The organism is Streptomyces sp. NPDC005202, assembly GCF_040608235.1.
GTDB lineage: Bacteria > Actinomycetota > Actinomycetes > Streptomycetales > Streptomycetaceae > Streptomyces.
In genome coordinates this window covers 16713-35347 of record NZ_JBEXHW010000031.1, presented here as the reverse complement: position 1 = coordinate 35347, position 18635 = coordinate 16713, and the positions used below count along the sequence as shown (strand labels likewise).

The following is an 18635-nucleotide window of genomic DNA, read 5'->3' as shown; positions in this document are numbered from 1 at the left end:
GGTGCGGTGCCTCGCAGTCAGTGCGCCCCCGTAGACACCTCAGGCACTTAACTGGTCAGGCTGTGGCGGCGTGTTGGGTGGGGAAGGCGGTGTGCTCGTCGAACAGCTTGCGGTTCTGGAGGCAGTGGTAGAGCTGGCCGATCATGCGGTTGAAGAGGTTGCGTTGGGCGGCGGCGTGCCGGTCTTCGTGCTCGTCGCGGCGGCGTCGGTAGTGGGCCTTGGCACCGGGCGAGGCGATGATCGCGGAGAAGGCCCGGAGACAGCCGGCGTGGTTGAGCCGGTCGTTCTTCACCCAGCGGCGGGTGATGCTGGCCTTCTTGCCGGAAGCCCTGGTGACGGGCGAGGAACCGGCGTAGGCCTTCAGACCGCGGGCGTCGCTGAAGCGGTTGCGGTCGTCGCCGATCTCGGCGAGCACCCGGGCGCCGAGCTGGACGCCGAGGCCGGGGAAACTGAGGATGATCTCAGCGTCCGGGTGCTGAGGGAACGCCTCTTCCACCGCCTCGGCCAGGGCGTCAGCGGCTTTGGTAGCGGCCTCCAGCTGAAGCAGGAGGGCGAGTATCTGCTTGCCGAGCGCGTCTTCGACCAGGGGCGGCTGGTGAGCCCAGTCGGCCCGGAAGGGCGCGCGGAGCCGGTCGGCGTCGGCCGCGATACCGCGCTGGCGCCGGCAGGTTTGAGCGCGGCCTGGAGCTGGGTGCGGGTCAGCCGCGCGGCCCGGGTCGGTGTGGGAGCCGGCCGGAGGATCTTGTGGGCCTCGGGACGGCACCGACCCCCCTTCCACGGCTCGACGGCCGCCAGGGCGGCCGGGTAGTACTCGCGCAGCAGGGAGCGCAGCTGGTTGGCGATCTGCTGCCGGTTCCGGACGGCGTCCTGCTGAGCCCGGGCGAGGACGGCGACGGCGCGGGCCAGGTCGCTGTCCTGTGGCAGCGGGCGGTGGGCGTGCATGTCGGTGCGCAGGATGTTGGCCGGCACGAGGACGTCGCCGGGGTCGGACTTCTTGCGGGAGACGGAGTGCCGGTCGCGGTAGCGGGCTGCGGCCATCGGGTTGATCGCGAACACCTTGCGCTTCCCCGTGCGCGGCACGGCCACGAGCAGGCCACGGGAGGTCTCGATCGCTACCGGGATCGGGTTGTCCTCGCTGTCGCCGTGCTCGGCGAGCAGATCCAGCAGGATCTTGTAGCCGGCCGCGTCATCGGTGATGTGTCGCTTGGCCACGAGGTGGCCGGTGTCGTCGACCAGGGCGACGTCGTGGGTTGGTTCCGCCCAGTCGATACCACAGTGGATCAAGTTGTTCCCTCCCCCTGGCGCGGGTTTGTGCTGGTCACGAAAGCATGCGGGCCGCGCCTCGACCTCATCCCAGGACTCAGCGCGGAGGCTGGTCCGCCACCTCAGGAGCCGTTCGGGGCACCAGCTCGTCTCACGGGCCTCGGTCTGTGCGGGAGCTCGGACAGCTCGGGTGTTTCAAGAGGTCACCGTGTGGCGGGCTCGCACCACCAACACCAACGGAGTGATCTAGCGGCGGGTGTTGACGCCCGGAGGCGCCGGGCACCACCGCTCTACGCTCAGGTTCCAGACCGGGGAGACTCGGGCATCCGCCCGGCGCCCACGAGCGCCAACACTGGCACCACGATCACCAGAACCGCCCGCCGCCCGCGGGCCCGGATGGACGAAGGCATGACGGCCCTGCTGTTCGAACGGCCCGGGTTGCTCTTGACTGTCCCGGACCGGCCTTACCCGGGGATTAGGATGGACGGCATGGCCAAGACCAGTACGACGACCCAGGGGCTGCGTGCGGCGATCGAGCGCAGTGGCTATTACCCGGCTCTCGTGGCCGAGGCGGTGGAGGCCGCTGTGGGCGGCGAGCCCATCCGGTCGTACCTGGTCCACCAGGAGACGACGTTCGACCAGAACGAGGTGCGGCGGCACGTGACCGTGCTCGTCCTCACCGGCAACCGCTTCATCGTCAGCCACACCGACGAGCAGGCGGCCGACAGCACCTCCCCGACGCCGTACGCCACGACGTCCACCGAGTCGGTGAAGCTCGACCGGATCTCGTCGGTGGTCGTCAGCCGCGTGGTCGCCAACCCGGAGCAGTACACCCCGGGCACGCTGCCCCGCGAGGTCGTGCTGACCATCGGCTGGGGCGCCGTCTCCCGCATCGACCTGGAGCCCGCCGCGTGCGGCGACCCCAACTGCGAGGCGGACCACGGCTACACGGGCAACTCGACGGCGGACGACCTCAGCCTGCGCGTCAGCGAGGCCGGGGACGGCCCGGAGACGGTGCGCCAGGCCCTGGCCTTCGCGCAGGCCATCTCCGAGGCCACCGCGGACCTCGCCCGCTGATGGCGCAGCCCACCGCCTGGGACCACCCGGAGCCCCTGGCCGTCGAGACCGCCCCCGTCCCCGAGTACGGGTCCGGCTCGCTCGCCGACCTGCTGCCCACGCTGGCCGCGGGCATGGGCGTGCCGGGGACGACCGCCGCGATCCCGGAGCTGACCCCCGCCGACCGCGCCTGCGTCTTCCTGATCGACGGCCTCGGCTGGGAGCAGCTGAAGGCGCATCCGGAGGACGCGCCCTTCCTGACCTCGCTGCTCGGCAGCTCGCGCGGCGGCACGGGCCGACCGATCACCGCCGGTTACCCGGCGACCACCGCGGTCTCCCTCGCCTCCGTCGGCACCGGCCTGCCCCCCGGCGCCCACGGACTGCCCGGCTACACCGTGCGCAATCCGGCCACCGGCGAGCTGATGAACCAGCTGCGCTGGCAGCCGTACACCGAGCCGGGGGCCTGGCAGCCGTACCCCACCGTCTTCCAGCTCGCCCACGAGGCGGGTGTGCACGCCGCCCAGGTGTCGTCCCCGACCTTCGAGAACACCCCGCTGACCAAGGTCGCGCTCAGCGGCGGCACGTTCCTCGGGCGGCTGACCGGCGAGGACCGCATGGACCTCGCGGCCGAGCAACTCGCCGTCGGCGACCGCGCCCTGGTGTACACGTACTACGCCGAGCTCGACGGCGCCGGCCACCGCTACGGCGTCGACTCGGACACCTGGCGCGGCCAGCTCATGTGCGTCGACCGGCTCGTCCAGCGCCTGGCCGAGCAGCTGCCGCCGCGCAGCGCGCTCTACGTCACCGCCGACCACGGCATGGTCGACATCCCGTTCGACGAGCAGCACCGTATCGACTTCGACGAGGACTGGGAGCTGCGCGCCGGGGTCGCCCTGCTGGGCGGCGAGGGACGCGCGCGGCACGTGTACGCCCTGCCGGGCGCCGAGAACGACGTGCTGACCTGCTGGCGCGAGGTGCTCGGCGAGCAGTTCTGGGTCGCCTCGCGGGACGAGGCGATCGCTGCGGGCTGGTTCGGGCCGCGGATCGACGACCGCGTGTACGCGCGGATCGGCGACGTGGTCGCGGCCGCCCGCGACGACGTCCTGCTCATCGCCTCCCAGCGGGAGCCGAAGGAGTCGGCGATGGTCGCCAACCACGGTTCGATGACCCCTGCCGAGCAGTTCGTCCCCCTGCTCGAAGTACGCTCCTGACGCCACGCCACGCCACGCCACGCCACGCCCTTCCTTCACACTCACCGAAAGGTGCTCAACTCACCATGCCCGAGCTGGTGTTCTTCTCCGGAACGATGGACTGCGGGAAGTCGACACTGGCTCTCCAGATCGAGCACAACCGCTCGGCGCGCGGGCTCGTGGGCATGATCTTCACGCGTGACGACCGCGCGGGCGAGGGCAAGCTGTCCTCGCGCCTCGGCCTGGTCACGAACGCGGTGGAGGTCAAGGACGACATGGACCTGTACGCGTACATCGTCGACCACCTGTCGCAGGGCGGCCGCGCCGACTACGTGATCACGGACGAGGCGCAGTTCCTCGCGCCGGAGCAGATCGACCAACTCGCGCGCGTGGTCGACGACCTGGACATCGACGTCTACGCCTTCGGGATCACGACCGACTTCCGCTCCAAACTGTTCCCCGGCTCCCAGCGCCTGGTCGAACTGGCCGACCGGGTGGAGGTGCTCCAGGTCGAGGCCCTGTGCTGGTGCGGCGCCCGCGCCACGCACAACGCCCGCACGGTGGGCGGGGTCATGGTGGTCGAGGGCGCCCAGGTGGTCGTCGGCGACGTCAACCAGTCCGCGGACGAGGTCGGCTACGAGGTGCTGTGCCGTCGGCACCACCGCCGCCGTATGACGGCCGCGACGGCCCGCGCGGCGGCGCTGTCACCGGACGTCCTGCCGGTGTCGTCCTCCTGAGCGACGCCGGAAGTCAACGCGGGCTCTGGATCAGGGAGAACCGGGCCCCCTCCGGGTCCGCCACCGTGGCCACGCGGCCGTGGGCGCTGTCGCGGGCCGGTTGAAGGACGTGGCCTCCGAGGCCGACGAGGCGTTCGAGTGTGTCGTCCGTGTCGGCGACCTCGAAGTACGTCATCCAGTGCGGACCCCGGTCGCGGGGCATGGTGTGGCCCACGCCGTGGATGCCGGCGACCGGGCGGCCGTCGAGGCGCAGGGTCACATAGTCGAGGTCGGCTGACTTGACCGGCTCCTCCTCGTAACCGAACAGCGCCTTGTAGAACTTGGCGACGTTCGCCGTCTCGAAGGTCAGCAGCTCGTTCCAGGCGGGGGTGCCGGGCACGCCGGCGATGCCGGAGCCGAGGTGCGCCGCGGCCTGCCAGATGCCGAAGACGGCGCCCGACGGATCGGATCCGATCGCCAGGCGCCCGGCGTCGGCCGCGTCCAGGGGACCGACCCCGATCGTGCCGCCGCACAGCCGTACCGTCTCGGCCGTCAAATCCACGTCGTGCGAGGCGAGATAGGGCGTCCAGGCGATGGGCAGATGACGGTCCGGCGGCAACTGGCCAATGCCCGCCACCTCACGGCCGTCGAGCAGGGCCCGCGCATAGGGGCCGAGCTGCTGGGGGCCCGGCTGGAACTCCCAGCCGAAGAGCTCTGCGTAGAAGGCCTGGGTTGCGGCCATCCCGTGGACCATCAGGCTCACCCAGCATGGTGTGCCGGGCGTGTACCGAGCGTGTGCCCCGCCGTTCGCGCCGGCCGACTCCGGTGCCTCGGTCATCGTCACTCTCTTCTCGGCCCCTCGCGGTGGCCGCCTCGCTTCCGCTCTCCGACCCCCGAGCCGATCTCGTACCACCCGTGGTGCGGCGCGCTCCGGGCGCACCCAGGGGCGGTTCCCTGTCCGGAGGATGCCCGGTGTGCGGTTTCCTGACCGTTTCCGTGCGCTGGCCGACGGGTGTCGATCGGCTGTACAGCATGTGGCCGATCCCGTACGCCTCGTGATCGGACCTGTCCGGCGGAGCAGAGTAGCCGGACCTGGACGATGCGGCCACCCCGTACGCAAGGATGGTGGCCATGAACGCCATCATCTCCGCATCCGAACTCGCGAGCGATCTCGCGGGGCCGAACCCGCCGGTGCTGCTCGACGTCCGCTGGCAGCTCAGCGTGGCCAAGGCGGCCGGCGAACCGCCCTTCGACGGGCGGGCCGCGTACGAGGCCGGGCACATTCCCGGCGCCGTCTTCGTCGACCTGGACCGGGAACTGGCCTCGGCGCCGGGCGGGAAGGGCCGCCATCCGCTGCCCGACACGGGGGAATTCGGCGCTGCGATGCGACGGGCGGGAGTCTCGTCCGGCCGGCCGGTCGTCGTGTACGACGGGGGGCAGGGCTGGGCGGCGGCCCGCGCGTGGTGGCTGCTGCGCTGGACGGGTCACCCGGACGTGCGAGTCCTGGACGGGGGGCTGACGGCCTGGGAGGGGCCGTCGGAGACGGCGGTGCCCGACCCCGCCGAGGGCGACTTCTCCCCGGCGCCGGGGGCGCTGCCGCTGCTCGACGCCGACGGGGCGGCGGCGTTGGCGCGGTCGGGGGTGCTGTTCGACGCGCGGGCGGGGGAGCGGTACCGGGGAGAGGTGGAGCCGATCGACCGGGTGGGCGGCCACATCCCGGGGGCGGTTTCCGCGCCCACGACCGAGAACGTGGGACCGGACGGACGGTTCCTGCCCGCGGAGGAGCTCCAGGCGCGGTTCAAGGCCCTGGGTGCGGCCGACGGCAGGGACGTCGGCGTCTACTGCGGCTCGGGCGTCTCCGCGGCGCACGAGGTGCTGGCGCTGGCGGTCGCGGGGATCCCGGCGGCGCTGTACGTCGGGTCGTGGTCGGAGTGGTCGTCGGACCCGTCGCGGCCGGTGGCCGTGGGACCGGATCCGCAGTAGCCACCCGGTCGCCGTCCCCACACGGAGAGAGGGCCGCCCCCCAAGTGGGTGCGGCCTGCTTCCGGTCCTGGTACGGCCGTGGCCACGGATCCGCGGGCGGCGCCCGGTTGTCGTCCCTGCGCGGGGAGGGCCGCCCTCAAGTGGGTGCGGCTTGCTTCCGGTCCTGGTACGGCCGTGGCCACGGATCCGTGGGAGGCGCCCGGTTGTCGTCCCTGCGCGGGGAGGGCCTCCCTCAAGTGGGTGCGGCTTGCTTCCGGTCCTGGTACGGCCGTGGCCACGGATCCGCGGGCGGCGCCCGGTTGTCGTCCCTGCGCGGGGAGGGCCTCCCTCAAGTCGGCGCGGCTTCCTCGTAGGGTCGTGACCACCGTTCGCGCGGCAGGCGACCTGTTGTTGTCCTCGCACGAGAAGAGGGCCGCACCCAAGTGGGCGCGGCCTTCTTCCTCGTACGGTCGTTGCTACTCCTGCTTCTTCCGGCGCGTCCCGAACACGATCTCGTCCCAGCTCGGGACTGCGGCCCGGCGGCCGGGGCGGACGCCGTCCGCCTCGGCCTGGCGGTCGGTCGCGCCGATGAGGCGGTCGCGGTGGCTGCCGACGGAGCGGGGCATGAGGACGTCCGCGTAGGCAGAACCGGCCGACGCCGCAGGGGCCGGAGGCTCCTCCGCCGCCGGTTCCGTGGCGGGCTCCTCCGCGGTCTCCGGCGTGCGCTCGGGCACCACCATGTCGCCCCGGAAGCTCGGCACCGCCTCCAGCAGGCTGGTCAGCGAGTCCCGCTCGCCCGTGCTCTCCTCGGCCGGCTCGGGCACCTGCGCCGGCAGGCTCGGCCGATCCCGGTCGAAGGAACGGTCCCGCGGCAGACGGGCGATGCGCGGCACGAACGGAAAGCTCGGCTCCGGTGTTCCGAGGTCGTCGGACTCGCCGATGAGGGCGCGCGCCTCGTCGTCGACGGCCTGGACCAGGCGCCGCGGCGGGTCGTACGTCCAGCTCGCCGAGTGCGGTTCGCCCGCGACCCGGTACACCAGCAGGACCTCCCACGTGCCGTCGTCGCGGCGCCAGGAGTCCCACTGGGCGGTGTCCTTCTCGGCGCCACGCAGCAGCAGTCGCTCCTGGACGGCCTCGCCGAGCAGCGGGCCGGAGTTCTCGCCGGGCCGGCGGACCGGGGTCTTCCGGGCCCGCTCGGCCATGAAGGCACGCTCGGCCAGGACGGGGCCCTCGAAGCGCCGTACCCGGTCGACGGGGATGCCGGCGAGCTGGGCGACCTCTTCCGCGGTCGCGCCCGCACGTATCCGCGCCTGGATGTCGCGGGGGCGGAGATGGCTCTCCACCTCGATCTCGATCTGGCCGAGGCGGGGACGGTCGCCGCGCACGGCGGCGCGGAGCCGTTCGTCGATCGGAAGCGTGTACTCCGTGCTGTCCGCAGCCTTCAGCACCAGCCGTGTGCCGTCATTGGAGACGGCCACGACACGCAGTTCGGGCATGGGGACCTCCCGGGTGGTGCCTGCCGACGTCACGTGCGTCGCTGCTTCCGCTAGTCGAGTGTGGCCTGCCCGGGTGCAGCCTGCCACAACCTTGCCGAGTTGCCCGGCGTGTCGGGCACGGGCCCTGGTTCGCCGTTATGGCGCGGTTACCTATTCGCAACGCTAAGTGACCAACTCCGTCACCCTGTGCAACTAGCCCCCCTCCTGGCAGTCCAGCAAGGCCCCGGACGCCCTGGCGGGAGACCGGACCCAGGGCTCGCAACAGTACTCCATTTGGACCACGTGCGTGGATTGGCGCGCCGCCCAACTTCTGGCAAGGGGCGGGACTTGGCCGCCCCTGACCGGTTTTATCGATCATGTACGTGGCGTACTTCACGTAATCGATAGAAATGGAACTAACGGTTTCGTTCGTACGTCTCCTTCTCGTGCAATCGGTCGATCAAGTACCGAAAGGTTCGGTCAGGTACGGGAAAGGAAGGCAAGATCCGGGGATGCGTGCAAGGCCCGAAAGTGGTGGCATGCCGAGCGCCGGGGAGGAGAAGAAGGAGAAGCGGCTCGATTTGAGCGTGCCTCAAGTGGCGGGCAGCGCCTTGGCGGCGGTGGTGGCCGCGAAACTCGCCTCGTACTTCGGCGTCTACGGGACGATCCTCGGGGCCGGCGTCGTCAGCGTCATCGCCACCTGCGGAGGCCCGGTCTTCCAGCACTTCTTCCGGCGCACCGCCGAGCAGATCCGCGAAGTGGCCGTTGCGTCCAAGGCCGCCGTGGCCGTCGGCCCCGGGCGGCAGACGCCGGCAGCCCCGGGCGAGTTCACGGAGGGCACCGTCTACCGCGCCCGCGTCAAGAACTGGAAGCGGCCGGTGCTCGCGGCCGTCCTCGTCTTCGGGGTCACGATGGCCGGAATCACCGCCTGGGAACTGCTGTCCGGCAGCAGCTTCGCCGGCGGCAACGGCACCACGGTCGGCAACGCCGTCACCGGTCACCGCACGTCTTCCTCGAACTCCGGTGACCAGGCGCCCGCTTCCTCGATTTCGCAGACGTCTCCGCCGACGACCGATGGTCGGATGCCCACGAGCGGAGCCGCCTCGGACAGCCCGGACAGGGGTACGGCATCGAGCCCGACGCCGATGCCCGATGCCACCCGGAGCACGGGGACCGGGAGCGCAGGGACCGGGAGCCCGGCCGGCACCGCTACCCCGCCCCCGGCATCCGGCGCGTCCGCTACGCCCCCAGCACCCTCCGCAAGTAGTGGTTCTGGAAGCGCCGTTCCGGATCCAGGCGCTCCCGCAGCGCAGTGAACTCGCCGAAGCGCGGGTAGACGCCGGAGAGGTACTCCGCGTCACGCGTGTGCATCTTCCCCCAGTGCGGCCGTCCCTCGTGCGCGGTGAAGATGCGCTCGGCGGCGGTGAAGTACCGCTGATAGGGGGTGCCCCTGAACATGTGGACGGCGACGTAGGCGCTGTTTCGACCCGAGGCCGTGGACAGGGTGATGTCGTCGGCCGGCGCGGTGCGCACCTCCACCGGGAAGCTCACTTTGAGGTCCGAGCGGTCGACCATCGCCTTGAGCTCGCGCAGGGTGTCGGCCAGGGCCTCGCGCGGGACGGCGTACTCCATCTCCACGAAGCGCACCCGGCGCGGCGAGGTGAAGACCTTGTACGGGATGTCGGTGTACGTCCGCGCGGACAGTGCCTTGCTGGAGATCCGTGCGATCGCCGGGATGGTGGCGGGCACCGCGCGGCCGACCCAGTTGGCCACCTGGAAGACGCCGTTGGAGAGGAACTCGTCCTCGAACCAGCCGGCCAGCTGCCCCACCGGCTTCTCCGGCCCGGCGCTGCGGTTGTTGCGCTTGGTGTTGGTGTTGCCGGTGTGCGGGAACCAGTAGAACTCGAAGTGCTCGTTCTCGGCCCAGAGTTGGTCGAACTCCGCGAGCACCCGGTCGAAAGGCATCGGCTCTTCGCGGGCCGTGAGCAGGAAGATCGGCTCCACGGCGAAGGTGATCGCCGTGACGATCCCCAGGGCACCCAGACCGATGCGGGCCGCCGCGAAGACCTCCGGGTTCTCCTTCTCGGAGCAGGTGAGCACCGAACCGTCCGCCGTGACCAGCTCCAGGCCCCTGATCTGGGCGGCTATCGAAGCCGACTCCCGGCCCGTGCCGTGCGTGCCGGTGCTGGTCGCCCCGGACACCGTCTGCTCCATGATGTCGCCCATGTTGGTGAGCGAGAGCCCTTCGCGCGCGAGGGCCACGTTGAGCCTCTTGAGCGGGGTGCCCGCCTCGACCGTGACCGTCATGGCATCGCGATCAATCTTGCGGATGCCCGTCAAGAGTTGAGGGCGGATCAATACGCCGTCCGTGGCCGCGATGGCCGTGAAGGAGTGCCCGGTGCCGACGGCCTTCACCTTCAGGCCGTCCTCGGCGGCCTTCCGCACGGCCGCGGCCAGCTCCTCGACCGAGGCGGGCGTGACCTCCCGCGCGGGACGAGCGCCGACGTTGCCACCCCAGTTACGCCACGTGCCGTTCTTCGCGCTCGTTGTGCTGCTCAACGGAGCCTCCCCGACCCGGAGCCGGCCTGCTGAGCCGGCGGTACCCGAGGAAACCGACCGCGACCGCGACGGCCCCGGACACCGCCGGAACCCCGTACCCCGCCCGCGCACCGGCCGTGTCGATCACCCAGCCGCCCACGGAGGAGCCGAGCGCCACCCCGACCGCGAGCCCGGTGCTCACCCAGGTCATGCCCTCGGTCAGGTGCGCGCGTGGTACGTGCTCTTCGACGAGGGACATCGTCGTGATCATCGTGGGAGCGACGGACAGACCCGCAACGAAGAGCGCCACGGCCAGAAACGGCAAGTTTCCGACCAGTAGGAGGGGGATCATACTCATGGCCATCGCGCATATGCCCAGCAGCCAGCGGCGGGCGGGCGCTCCGCTCGGGCGCAGCAGCCCGAACACGACGCCCGCCACACAGGAGCCCGCCGCGTACAGGGCGAGCACGACGCTCGCGGCTCCCTTGTGACCCCGCTCGTCGGCGAAGGCCACGGTGACCACGTCGACCGCGCCGAAGATCGCTCCGGTCGCCACGAAGGTGGCCACCAGCACCCGCAGGCCGCGCGAGCGCAGGGCCGTACCGCCGCCGCGGTGCTTGCGCGGGTGCGGCTCGGGCTCGGTGGCGCGCTGCGCGGTCAGCCAGAAGACGCCGACGGCCAGGAAGCAGGCGGCCAGCAGCGGCCCGCCTCCGGAAACCAGGCCGTCGACAGGCCGATGGAGATGATCGGCCCGAAGATGAAGCAGACCTCGTCCACCACGGACTCGAACGAGTACGCGGTGTGCAGCTGCGGGGTGCCCCGGTACAGGGCCGCCCAGCGCGCGCGGACCATCGCACCCAGGCTCGGCACGGAGCCGATCCCGGCGGCACAGCCGAACAGCAGCCAGTCCGGCCACCCGAAGTGCGCGGTGAGCAGCAGCCCCGCCGCCGCGGTCAGGGCGACGAGCGTCGCGGGACGCAGCACCCTGCGCTGTCCGTGCCGGTCCACCAGCCGCGAGATCTGCGGTCCGATCACCGCGGCGGCCAGCGCGATGGTGGCCGACAGTGAGCCCGCCAGCCCGTAGCGCCCGGTGAGCTGGGAGATCATCGTGACCACGCCGATGCCCATCATCGACAGCGGCATCCGGCCGAGGAACCCCGCGGCGGAGAAGCCCTTGGAGCCGGGGGCGGCGAACAGGGCGCGGTAGGGGCTGGGCACGGGGCTCTCCGGTGGGTCCGGTCACGCGGGCACGTCGGATCGGCTCGCGGGAACGAAGGCGGCTCGTAGGGAATCAAGGCGCTCGTAAGGCGCAAAGCTGGCTGATACAGCTTACAATTGCGGTCGCCGCGACGCACCGGAAAAACGCGTGGGGACCGGGCTCGTCACCCCGCTGTTTCCTGGCTGTCAGTGCCGGGTGGCAGGATCGAGGCATGCCAGACGTGCTCGATGCCACCCCCTATGACGCCCTGCTCCTGCTCTCGTTCGGCGGCCCCGAGGGGCCGGACGACGTGGTCCCGTTCCTGGAGAACGTGACGCGCGGGCGCGGCATCCCCAAGGAACGCCTGAAGGAGGTCGGACAGCACTACTTCCTGTTCGGTGGGGTCAGCCCGATCAACGACCAGAACCGCGCCCTGCTGGACGCCCTCCGCAAGGACTTCGCGGACCACGGCCTGGACCTGCCGATCTACTGGGGCAACCGCAACTGGGCGCCGTATCTGACGGACACCCTGCGCGAGATGGTCCGCGACGGCCGTCGCCGCATCCTGGTCCTGGCCACCAGCGCCTACGCCTCGTACTCGGGCTGTCGTCAGTACCGCGAGAACCTCGCCGACTCGCTCGCGGCGCTTCAGGACGAGGGCCTGGACCTGCCGAAGATCGACAAGCTGCGGCACTACTTCAACCACCCCGGCTTCATCGAGCCCATGATCGACGGGGTGATCGAGTCCCTCGCCGATCTTCCCGAGGACGTCCGCGACGGCGCGCACATCGCCTTCACGACCCACTCGATCCCCAGCTCCGCCGCGGACACCTCCGGCCCGGTCGAGGACCACGGCGACGGCGGGGCGTACGTCAGGCAGCACCTGGACGTGGCGCGGCTGATCGCCGAGGCCGTCCGCGAGCGCACCGGCGTCGACCACCCCTGGCAGCTCGTCTACCAGTCGCGCTCCGGCGCCCCGCACATCCCGTGGCTGGAGCCCGACATCTGCGACCACCTTCAGGAGCGGCACGCGGCCGGGGTCCCGGCCGTCGTGATGGCCCCCATCGGCTTCGTCTCCGACCACATGGAGGTCCTCTACGACCTCGACACGGAGGCAAAGGCCAAGGCCGAGGAACTCGGCCTGCCGGTGCGCCGCTCGGCCACCGTCGGCGCCGACCCGCGGTTCGCCGCCGCGATCCGCGACCTGATCCTGGAGCGCGCCGCCGTCGAGCGCGGGCAGGAGGTCACGCCGTGCGCCCTGGGCGCCCTCGGCGCGAGCCACAACGTCTGCCCGGTGGGCTGCTGCCCGGCCCGCGCGCCCCGTCCCGCCGCCGCGGGCGCCGACAGCCCCTACGCGTGAGGAGCCCCGTGACCCACTCCCTTCACGACCCTCTGCACACGGAACTGCTCGAGCTCGCCCGTCAGGCCGCCCGTCGCGCGGGCGAGCTGCTGCGGGACGGCCGCCCGGCCGACCTCGCGGTCGCCGCGACCAAGTCGAGCCCGATCGACGTCGTCACCGAGATGGACATCGCGGCGGAGAAGCTGATCACCGACCTGATCGCGGACCACCGCCCCCACGACGGCTTCCTCGGCGAGGAGGGCGCCTCCACCGAGGGCACGAGCGGGATCCGCTGGGTCATCGACCCGCTCGACGGCACGGTGAACTACCTGTACGGGCTGCCGACCTGGGCCGTCTCCATCGCGGCCGAGCAGGACGGCGAGACCGTCGTAGGGGTCGTCGCCGCCCCGATGCGGGGCGAGACGTACTACGCGGTGCGCGGCGGCGGCGCGTGGGCCACGGGTGCGTGGGAGGACGAGCGGCGGCTGGCCTGCCGCCCCGCGCCGACCCTGGACCAGGCGCTGGTGTCCACCGGCTTCAACTACGTCGCCGAGGTCCGCACCCACCAGGCCGACGTCGCCCGCCGGCTGATCCCGCTCCTGCGGGACATCCGGCGCAGCGGCTCGGCCGCGGTCGACCTGTGCGACGTGGCGGCCGGCCGTCTCGACGGCTACTACGAGCGGGGCCTGAACGCCTGGGACTTCGCCGCGGGCGACCTCATCGCCCGGGAAGCGGGCGCCCTGACCGGCGGACGCCCCGGACAGCGCCCGTCGCGCGACCTGACGGTCGCGGGGAGCCCGGGGGTCTTCGAGCCCCTCCAGCGCCTCCTGGAGGACTTCGGGGCCTGGCACGACTGAGGGTTGTGCCCGTTGTGCCCGGGACGCCGTAGAGCGGCCGACAGCACGTCCTGGACGGTCGTACGACGCCGACGGCACGTCCCGGACGTCGTGCGACGGCTGACGGCGTTGCACAACACGAGGTGAACGCGGCTCCACGGCGACGCAGCGGGGCCCCGGCGCTGGATTCGCCGGGGCCCCGCTGCGTACGAGCCGATCAGACGCCGGACACGCCGACCTCCACACCGTGTTCGGCGGCGAGGCGGCGCAGGTCGTCGAGTTCGGCCAGCTCCACCTCGACGAGGAAGTCGTCGCCCTCGTCACGAGCCCGCGTCAGATCGGACTCGGTCGCCCTTATGCGCTGCAGAAGTCCTGCGGTGAATGCGTCCATGCTGCGCCCCCTCGTCCTGGGTCGTGGGTCGGTGGCACGGGGGTGTGCCGTTCGGAAGGGGCGATCACGTCTCCAGTAGGTGCCCAGCGCTGCCCAGCTGGGCAGCGACGGCGCCGGACACCCACACCCACTCTGCGGCGAGCGGATCGCGGTGTACCGCATGGTGGTGCGGCACATGCAGAGCGTGATCGCGGGGTGTAAAGCCGTCCTCCCCCGGCTCCCTCCCACGGAAACCTCAACTGTGCGAGAAAGTTCGGCATTCCTGGACCCTTCAGCCGTCTCTCACCCCTCCCTCAGCCGCCGCTTCCCCGGCTTACAGCCGACTTATGGCCGAAAAGGGCAGGATGGAGGCACACACCCATGAAGACCCCTGCCCGCGCGTGCCCGAGCGGCGCTACGCGGGTGGACACAGGAAGGACAAGCGACGTGCGCGTACTCGTCGTCGAGGACGAGCAACTGCTCGCCGATGCGGTGGCCACCGGACTGCGCCGGGAGGCCATGGCCGTCGACGTCGTGTACGACGGTGCGGCCGCCCTGGAGCGCATCGGCGTCAACGACTACGACGTGGTGGTCCTCGACCGCGACCTCCCGCTCGTGCACGGCGACGACGTCTGCCGCAAGATCGTCGAGCTCGGCATGCCCACGCGCGTGCTGATGCTCACCGCGTCCGGCGACGTCAGCGACCGTGTCGAGGGCCTGGAGATCGGCGCCGACGACTATCTCCCCAAGCCCTTCGCGTTCAGCGAGCTGACGGCACGCGTGCGTGCCCTCGGGCGGCGCACCAGCGTGCCCCTGCCGCCCGTCCTGGAGCGCGCCGGCATCAAGCTCGACCCGAACCGCCGCGAGGTCTTCCGCGACGGCAAGGAGGTCCAGCTCGCGCCGAAGGAGTTCGCCGTCCTGGAGGTCCTCATGCGCAGCGAGGGCGCGGTCGTCTCGGCGGAGCAGCTCCTGGAGAAGGCCTGGGACGAGAACACCGACCCGTTCACCAACGTCGTGCGCGTCACCGTGATGACCCTGCGCCGCAAGCTGGGCGAGCCCCCAGTGATCGTCACCGTGCCCGGCTCCGGCTACCGGATCTGATCCGCCGTGGCCGCGACGCCCGCGCCCCCTCAGGCGCCCCCGAAACCCACCTGGGACCCCAGAAGGCCGGAGCCGCCCTTCCCGTGGCTGCGCCCGACCATCCGGATACGGCTCACGCTGTTGTACGGCGGCATGTTCCTGATCGCCGGCATCCTGCTGCTGTCGATCATCTACCTGCTCGCCGCGAACGCGCTGAACGTGGGCAGCGAACTGCCCTTCAAGATCATCTCCGGCCAGGTCACCAGCGACACCTGCAACTTCCCGACCCAGACGACCGCGACGCAGCTCAACCACGCGATGAACGAGTGCGTGAACGAGCAGCGCCAGCACGCCCTGGACAGCCTGCTCAGCCGCTCGCTGCTGGCCCTGCTCGGCCTCGCTGTGATCGCCTTCGCCTTCGGCTACGCCATGGCCGGCCGCGTGCTGTCCCCGCTGGGCCGGATCACCCGCACCGCCCGCGCGGTGGCCGGCTCGGACCTGTCCCGCCGGATCGAGCTGGACGGCCCGGACGACGAGCTGAAGGAGCTCGCGGACACCTTCGACGACATGCTGGAGCGGCTGCAGCGGGCCTTCACGGCCCAGCAGCGCTTCGTCGGCAACGCCTCCCACGAGCTGCGCACCCCGCTCGCGATCAACCGCACGCTCCTCGAGGTGCACCTGTCCGATCCGAACGCGCCCGTGGAACTGCAACAGCTCGGCAAGACGCTGCTGGCCACCAACGAGCGCAGCGAGCAGCTCGTCGAGGGCCTGCTGCTGCTCGCCCGCAGCGACAACCAGATCGTCGAGCGCAAGCCGGTGGACCTCGCCGAGGTCGCCTCGCAGGCCATCGACCAGGTGCACGCCGAGGCCGAGGCGAAGGGCGTCGAGATCCGCGGCGAGCGCAAACCCGCGGTCGTCCAGGGCAATGGTGTGCTGCTGGAGCGGATCGCGCTGAACCTGGTGCAGAACGCGGTGCGGTACAACGTGCCCGAGGAGGGATGGGTGGAGGTCACCACCGACGTCCAGCACGGCCAGGCGGTCCTGGTCGTCACCAACACGGGGCCGGTCGTACCTGCGTACGAGATCGACAACCTCTTCGAGCCTTTCCGACGGCTGCGCACCGAGCGCACGGGCAGCGACAAGGGCGTGGGCCTCGGGCTGTCCATCGCCCGCTCCGTCGCGCGGGCGCACGGCGGGCACATCTCGGCCCAGCCGCGCGAAGGGGGCGGGCTCGTGATGCGGGTCACGCTGCCCATCTGAGATCATGTCGCCGACACACGGGGATGTTCGCTTTGCGCTGAATTTTCCAGGGCACGGACGGGCCCTCTCGTGTGCGATCGATCACATGGGCATTTTTCCGGCCATCTACTCTCCGTGATCATGAGGATGGCCGGAAAGCCCGGAAAATCCTAGTTTTCAGGGGTCCTGATCACGGGAAGTACACGGTGAGACCGCTTTGAAGCGCGACATGCCGACCGTGTACGGTCCCGATCGCCATCCAAGCCGATCACTCTTGAGGAGTCCGGTTGGGTGTCGATTGAGTAACAGACCTTGATGTGAGGCAAAATCTCCGCCTCGGGTCGGGCACAAGTCCGGCCTCTCACGCGTTACGTGCGCTGGAGACACCGCAGACACCCAGAGGGGGAGAGCGACATGGCAACCGACTACGACACTCCACGCAAGACCGACGACGACGTCGACTCGGACAGCCTTGAAGAGCTGAAGGCCCGGCGGAACGACAAGTCGACCTCCTCTGTGGACGTCGACGAGTTCGAGGCCGCGGAGAGCCTGGAGCTGCCCGGCGCGGACCTCTCCAACGAGGAGTTGGCCGTCCGGGTGCTGCCCAAGCAGCAGGACGAGTTCACGTGCATGAGCTGCTTCCTGGTGCACCACCGCAGCCAGCTGGCCCGGGAGAAGAACGGTCAGCCGATCTGCCGCGACTGCGACTGAGGACGGGTCGGCCGTGACCGGCTCGACCCCTCCTTGGAAGCGCCGCTTCCCCCGCAGAGGAGCGGACTCGGGGCCGTCCGACGGCCCCCACGGCGCGCGTGACGACGAGCGAGGCTCATCCGGTACGACAGGATCGACGGGGTCGGCCTCGCTCGGAACGCTGTCCGGGCGCGGTGACCCCGTCGTACCGGCGGCAGGGCCCGCGCCCGTCGCCCGGCGGCGGGCTGCGAAGATTCGGGGCAAGGCCAGGGAAGCGGCCAGGAACGGTGCCCGTAGGGGCGGAAGCCGCGCCAGGGCGGGACTGGCGTACCTCGCCGACCGGATCATCGAGATCGCCCCGAGGATCCCTGTACGGGATCTCGCCGCGCTCCGCAGGCAGTTCCCGGGCCTCGGGCCCGAACAGCTCGCGGACAAGCTGGTGGCGGGCGCGGCGAACGCGACCTCCACGGTCGGAGCGGGGGTCGGGGCGGCGGCGATGCTGCCGGTTCCGCCCGCGATGCCGACGGAGCTGGCCGTGGAGATCACTGGGGTCGCGGCGATCGAGCTCAAGCTGATCGCCGAGCTCCACGAGGTCTACGGGGTGCGGCCGCCCGGAAATCTGAAGGTCCGCAGTGCCGCGTATCTGTCCTCCTGGTCGGGGGAGCGCGGGATCGACGTGACAAAGCCGTCGACGATCGACGCGGCCCTGGGGGGCCGGATGAAGCGCGAGCTGCGTCAGCAGATCATGAAGCGCATGGTGCGGGATCTGCCGAACCTGGTGCCGTTCATGGTGGGGGCCGCCGTCGGCGCCGCCATGAACCGGCGCGACACCAAGAGGCTCGCGGCCCGTATCCGCGCGGATCTGCGCAAGATCCAGGTTCCGTGGGACGCGCTGGCGGCTGTGCCGCCCCTGGAGTCCCCCGCGGATCCGTTGGCGATGGGGGACATCCCCAAGGAACTCGGGTTCTGACGACACGTCTCCGGCGCGAGGTCACCCGTGCGGGGCCTACGCCGCAGCCCCGGGAGCCGCAGCCGCCCGCGCCGCCTTCAGGGCCTTGGCCAGGCCTTCCGGATCCCGCGTGGACAGGTACAGGTACGGCGTCGGGTCGTCCGGGTCGGTGACCTCCACGCGCAGGGCCGTGGGGATGTAGGCGCGCAGCAGGAGGAAGGCACGGGTGTCGGCCTTGTAGGTGCGCCAGGCGCGCGCCTCCTGCGCGTCCAGGACCTCCGCCTCACCGAGGGCCGTGACGGGAATCTTCGCCTCGCCCGCGATCAGGAACCCGCCCACGACACGGATGCGGACCGAGCCGTACGAACTCGCGACGACCGCCGCGGCCGCGGTGCCGCCGACCAGGCCGCCGAGCATCGGCAGGGTGCCGAAGGGGAGCAGGATCAGGGCGAACGAGACACCGATCAGGAAGCTGATCAGCCACCAGGAGCGGGGCGCGGTGAGACGTTCTTCGTACGGCGGGGCGGAGAGCTGCATGAGCCAAGCTTGGCACGGTGTTCGGAGGGTTCCGCAAGGAGGGCGCCGGCGCGTGGCGCTGTGAGGTGGGGCGGTGGTGGGTGACGGGCGGATCAGGGTGTCGGCGCGTGGCGCTGTGAGGTGGGGCGGTGGTGGGTGACGGGCGGATCAGGGTGTCGGCGCGTGGCGCTGTGAGGTGGGGCGGTGGTGGGTGACGG

At 71.2% G+C, this 18635-nt stretch carries 16 protein-coding genes and 2 pseudogenes; 11 read left to right on the top strand and 7 right to left on the bottom strand.

Going from position 1 to position 18635, the window contains the following annotated elements:
- Positions 1-55 precede the first annotated feature (55 nt).
- Positions 56-1284 (bottom strand): annotated as a pseudogene (locus tag ABZV31_RS30745) (IS110 family transposase).
- Between the two features lie 459 nt (positions 1285-1743).
- On the opposite strand from ABZV31_RS30745, the gene ABZV31_RS30740 reads away from it, so the two are divergent.
- The 3 genes from ABZV31_RS30740 to ABZV31_RS30730 all read left to right on the top strand — a co-directional run bounded on the left by ABZV31_RS30740 (position 1744) and on the right by ABZV31_RS30730 (position 4246).
- Positions 1744-2340 (top strand): DUF5998 family protein, encoded by a 597-nt coding sequence (locus tag ABZV31_RS30740; RefSeq protein ID WP_355900153.1) that lies wholly within the window; start codon positions 1744-1746, stop codon positions 2338-2340.
- Complete coding sequence (locus ABZV31_RS30735) at positions 2340-3530, top strand: nucleotide pyrophosphatase/phosphodiesterase family protein (RefSeq protein ID WP_355900151.1); 1191 nt, start codon at positions 2340-2342, stop codon at positions 3528-3530. The genes ABZV31_RS30740 and ABZV31_RS30735 overlap by 1 nt, the downstream gene beginning before the upstream one ends.
- A gap of 65 nt (positions 3531-3595) precedes the next feature.
- Positions 3596-4246 (top strand): thymidine kinase, encoded by a 651-nt coding sequence (locus ABZV31_RS30730; protein ID WP_355900149.1) that lies wholly within the window; start codon positions 3596-3598, stop codon positions 4244-4246.
- A 13-nt stretch (positions 4247-4259) separates the two neighbouring features.
- Here the strand turns inward: ABZV31_RS30730 and ABZV31_RS30725 are convergent, their stop codons facing one another.
- On the bottom strand, positions 4260-5063 hold the full coding sequence (locus ABZV31_RS30725; RefSeq protein WP_355900147.1) for a VOC family protein: 804 nt from the start codon (positions 5061-5063) through the stop codon (positions 4260-4262).
- Between the two features lie 293 nt (positions 5064-5356).
- Here ABZV31_RS30725 and ABZV31_RS30720 point away from each other — a divergent pair, with 293 nt between their 5' ends.
- Positions 5357-6208 (top strand): sulfurtransferase, encoded by an 852-nt coding sequence (locus ABZV31_RS30720; protein ID WP_355900145.1) that lies wholly within the window; start codon positions 5357-5359, stop codon positions 6206-6208.
- A gap of 455 nt (positions 6209-6663) precedes the next feature.
- Here the strand turns inward: ABZV31_RS30720 and sepH are convergent, their stop codons facing one another.
- Entirely contained in the window at positions 6664-7683 is a 1020-nt protein-coding gene (sepH, locus tag ABZV31_RS30715) for a septation protein SepH (protein ID WP_355900143.1), read from the bottom strand.
- A gap of 518 nt (positions 7684-8201) precedes the next feature.
- Between sepH and ABZV31_RS30710 the strand changes: the two genes are divergently transcribed.
- Positions 8202-8978, top strand: a complete 777-nt coding sequence (locus ABZV31_RS30710; protein ID WP_355900141.1) for a hypothetical protein — start codon at positions 8202-8204, stop codon at positions 8976-8978.
- Here the strand turns inward: ABZV31_RS30710 and ABZV31_RS30705 are convergent.
- Positions 8902-10221, bottom strand: coding sequence for a D-arabinono-1,4-lactone oxidase (locus ABZV31_RS30705; protein ID WP_355900139.1), 1320 nt, complete (start codon positions 10219-10221; stop codon positions 8902-8904). The genes ABZV31_RS30710 and ABZV31_RS30705 overlap by 77 nt on opposite strands.
- Positions 10181-11418, bottom strand: a pseudogene (locus ABZV31_RS30700) (MFS transporter). Before ABZV31_RS30700 ends, ABZV31_RS30705 begins: the two are co-directional and overlap by 41 nt.
- 212 nt (positions 11419-11630) lie before the next feature.
- Between ABZV31_RS30700 and ABZV31_RS30695 the strand changes: the two are divergent.
- Both ABZV31_RS30695 and ABZV31_RS30690 read left to right on the top strand, forming a co-directional pair.
- Complete coding sequence (locus ABZV31_RS30695; protein ID WP_355900137.1) at positions 11631-12758, top strand: ferrochelatase; 1128 nt, start codon at positions 11631-11633, stop codon at positions 12756-12758.
- Between the two features lie 8 nt (positions 12759-12766).
- Complete coding sequence (locus tag ABZV31_RS30690) at positions 12767-13594, top strand: inositol monophosphatase family protein (protein ID WP_355900135.1); 828 nt, start codon at positions 12767-12769, stop codon at positions 13592-13594.
- A gap of 196 nt (positions 13595-13790) precedes the next feature.
- Here ABZV31_RS30690 and ABZV31_RS30685 read toward each other — a convergent pair whose 3' ends face one another.
- Positions 13791-13964, bottom strand: a complete 174-nt coding sequence (locus ABZV31_RS30685) for a hypothetical protein (protein WP_355900133.1) — start codon at positions 13962-13964, stop codon at positions 13791-13793.
- A 426-nt stretch (positions 13965-14390) separates the two neighbouring features.
- Here ABZV31_RS30685 and ABZV31_RS30680 point away from each other — a divergent pair, with 426 nt between their 5' ends.
- The 4 genes from ABZV31_RS30680 (at position 14391) to ABZV31_RS30665 (ending at position 17922) form a co-directional block, all read left to right on the top strand.
- Positions 14391-15044, top strand: a complete 654-nt coding sequence (locus ABZV31_RS30680; protein WP_007385219.1) for a response regulator transcription factor — start codon at positions 14391-14393, stop codon at positions 15042-15044.
- A gap of 6 nt (positions 15045-15050) precedes the next feature.
- Entirely contained in the window at positions 15051-16283 is a 1233-nt protein-coding gene (locus ABZV31_RS30675; protein WP_355900131.1) for a HAMP domain-containing sensor histidine kinase, read from the top strand.
- A 393-nt stretch (positions 16284-16676) separates the two neighbouring features.
- Entirely contained in the window at positions 16677-16973 is a 297-nt protein-coding gene (locus tag ABZV31_RS30670) for a DUF4193 domain-containing protein (protein WP_355900129.1), read from the top strand.
- Positions 16974-16986: 13 nt separating this feature from the next.
- The gene (locus ABZV31_RS30665) at positions 16987-17922 is read left to right on the top strand and encodes a hypothetical protein (protein ID WP_355900128.1); all 936 of its coding nucleotides are present in this window, start codon (positions 16987-16989) and stop codon (positions 17920-17922) included.
- 36 nt (positions 17923-17958) lie between these two features.
- Here the strand turns inward: ABZV31_RS30665 and ABZV31_RS30660 are convergent, their stop codons facing one another.
- Positions 17959-18438 (bottom strand): DUF3093 domain-containing protein, encoded by a 480-nt coding sequence (locus ABZV31_RS30660; protein ID WP_355900127.1) that lies wholly within the window; start codon positions 18436-18438, stop codon positions 17959-17961.
- Between the last annotated feature and the right edge of the window lie 197 nt (positions 18439-18635).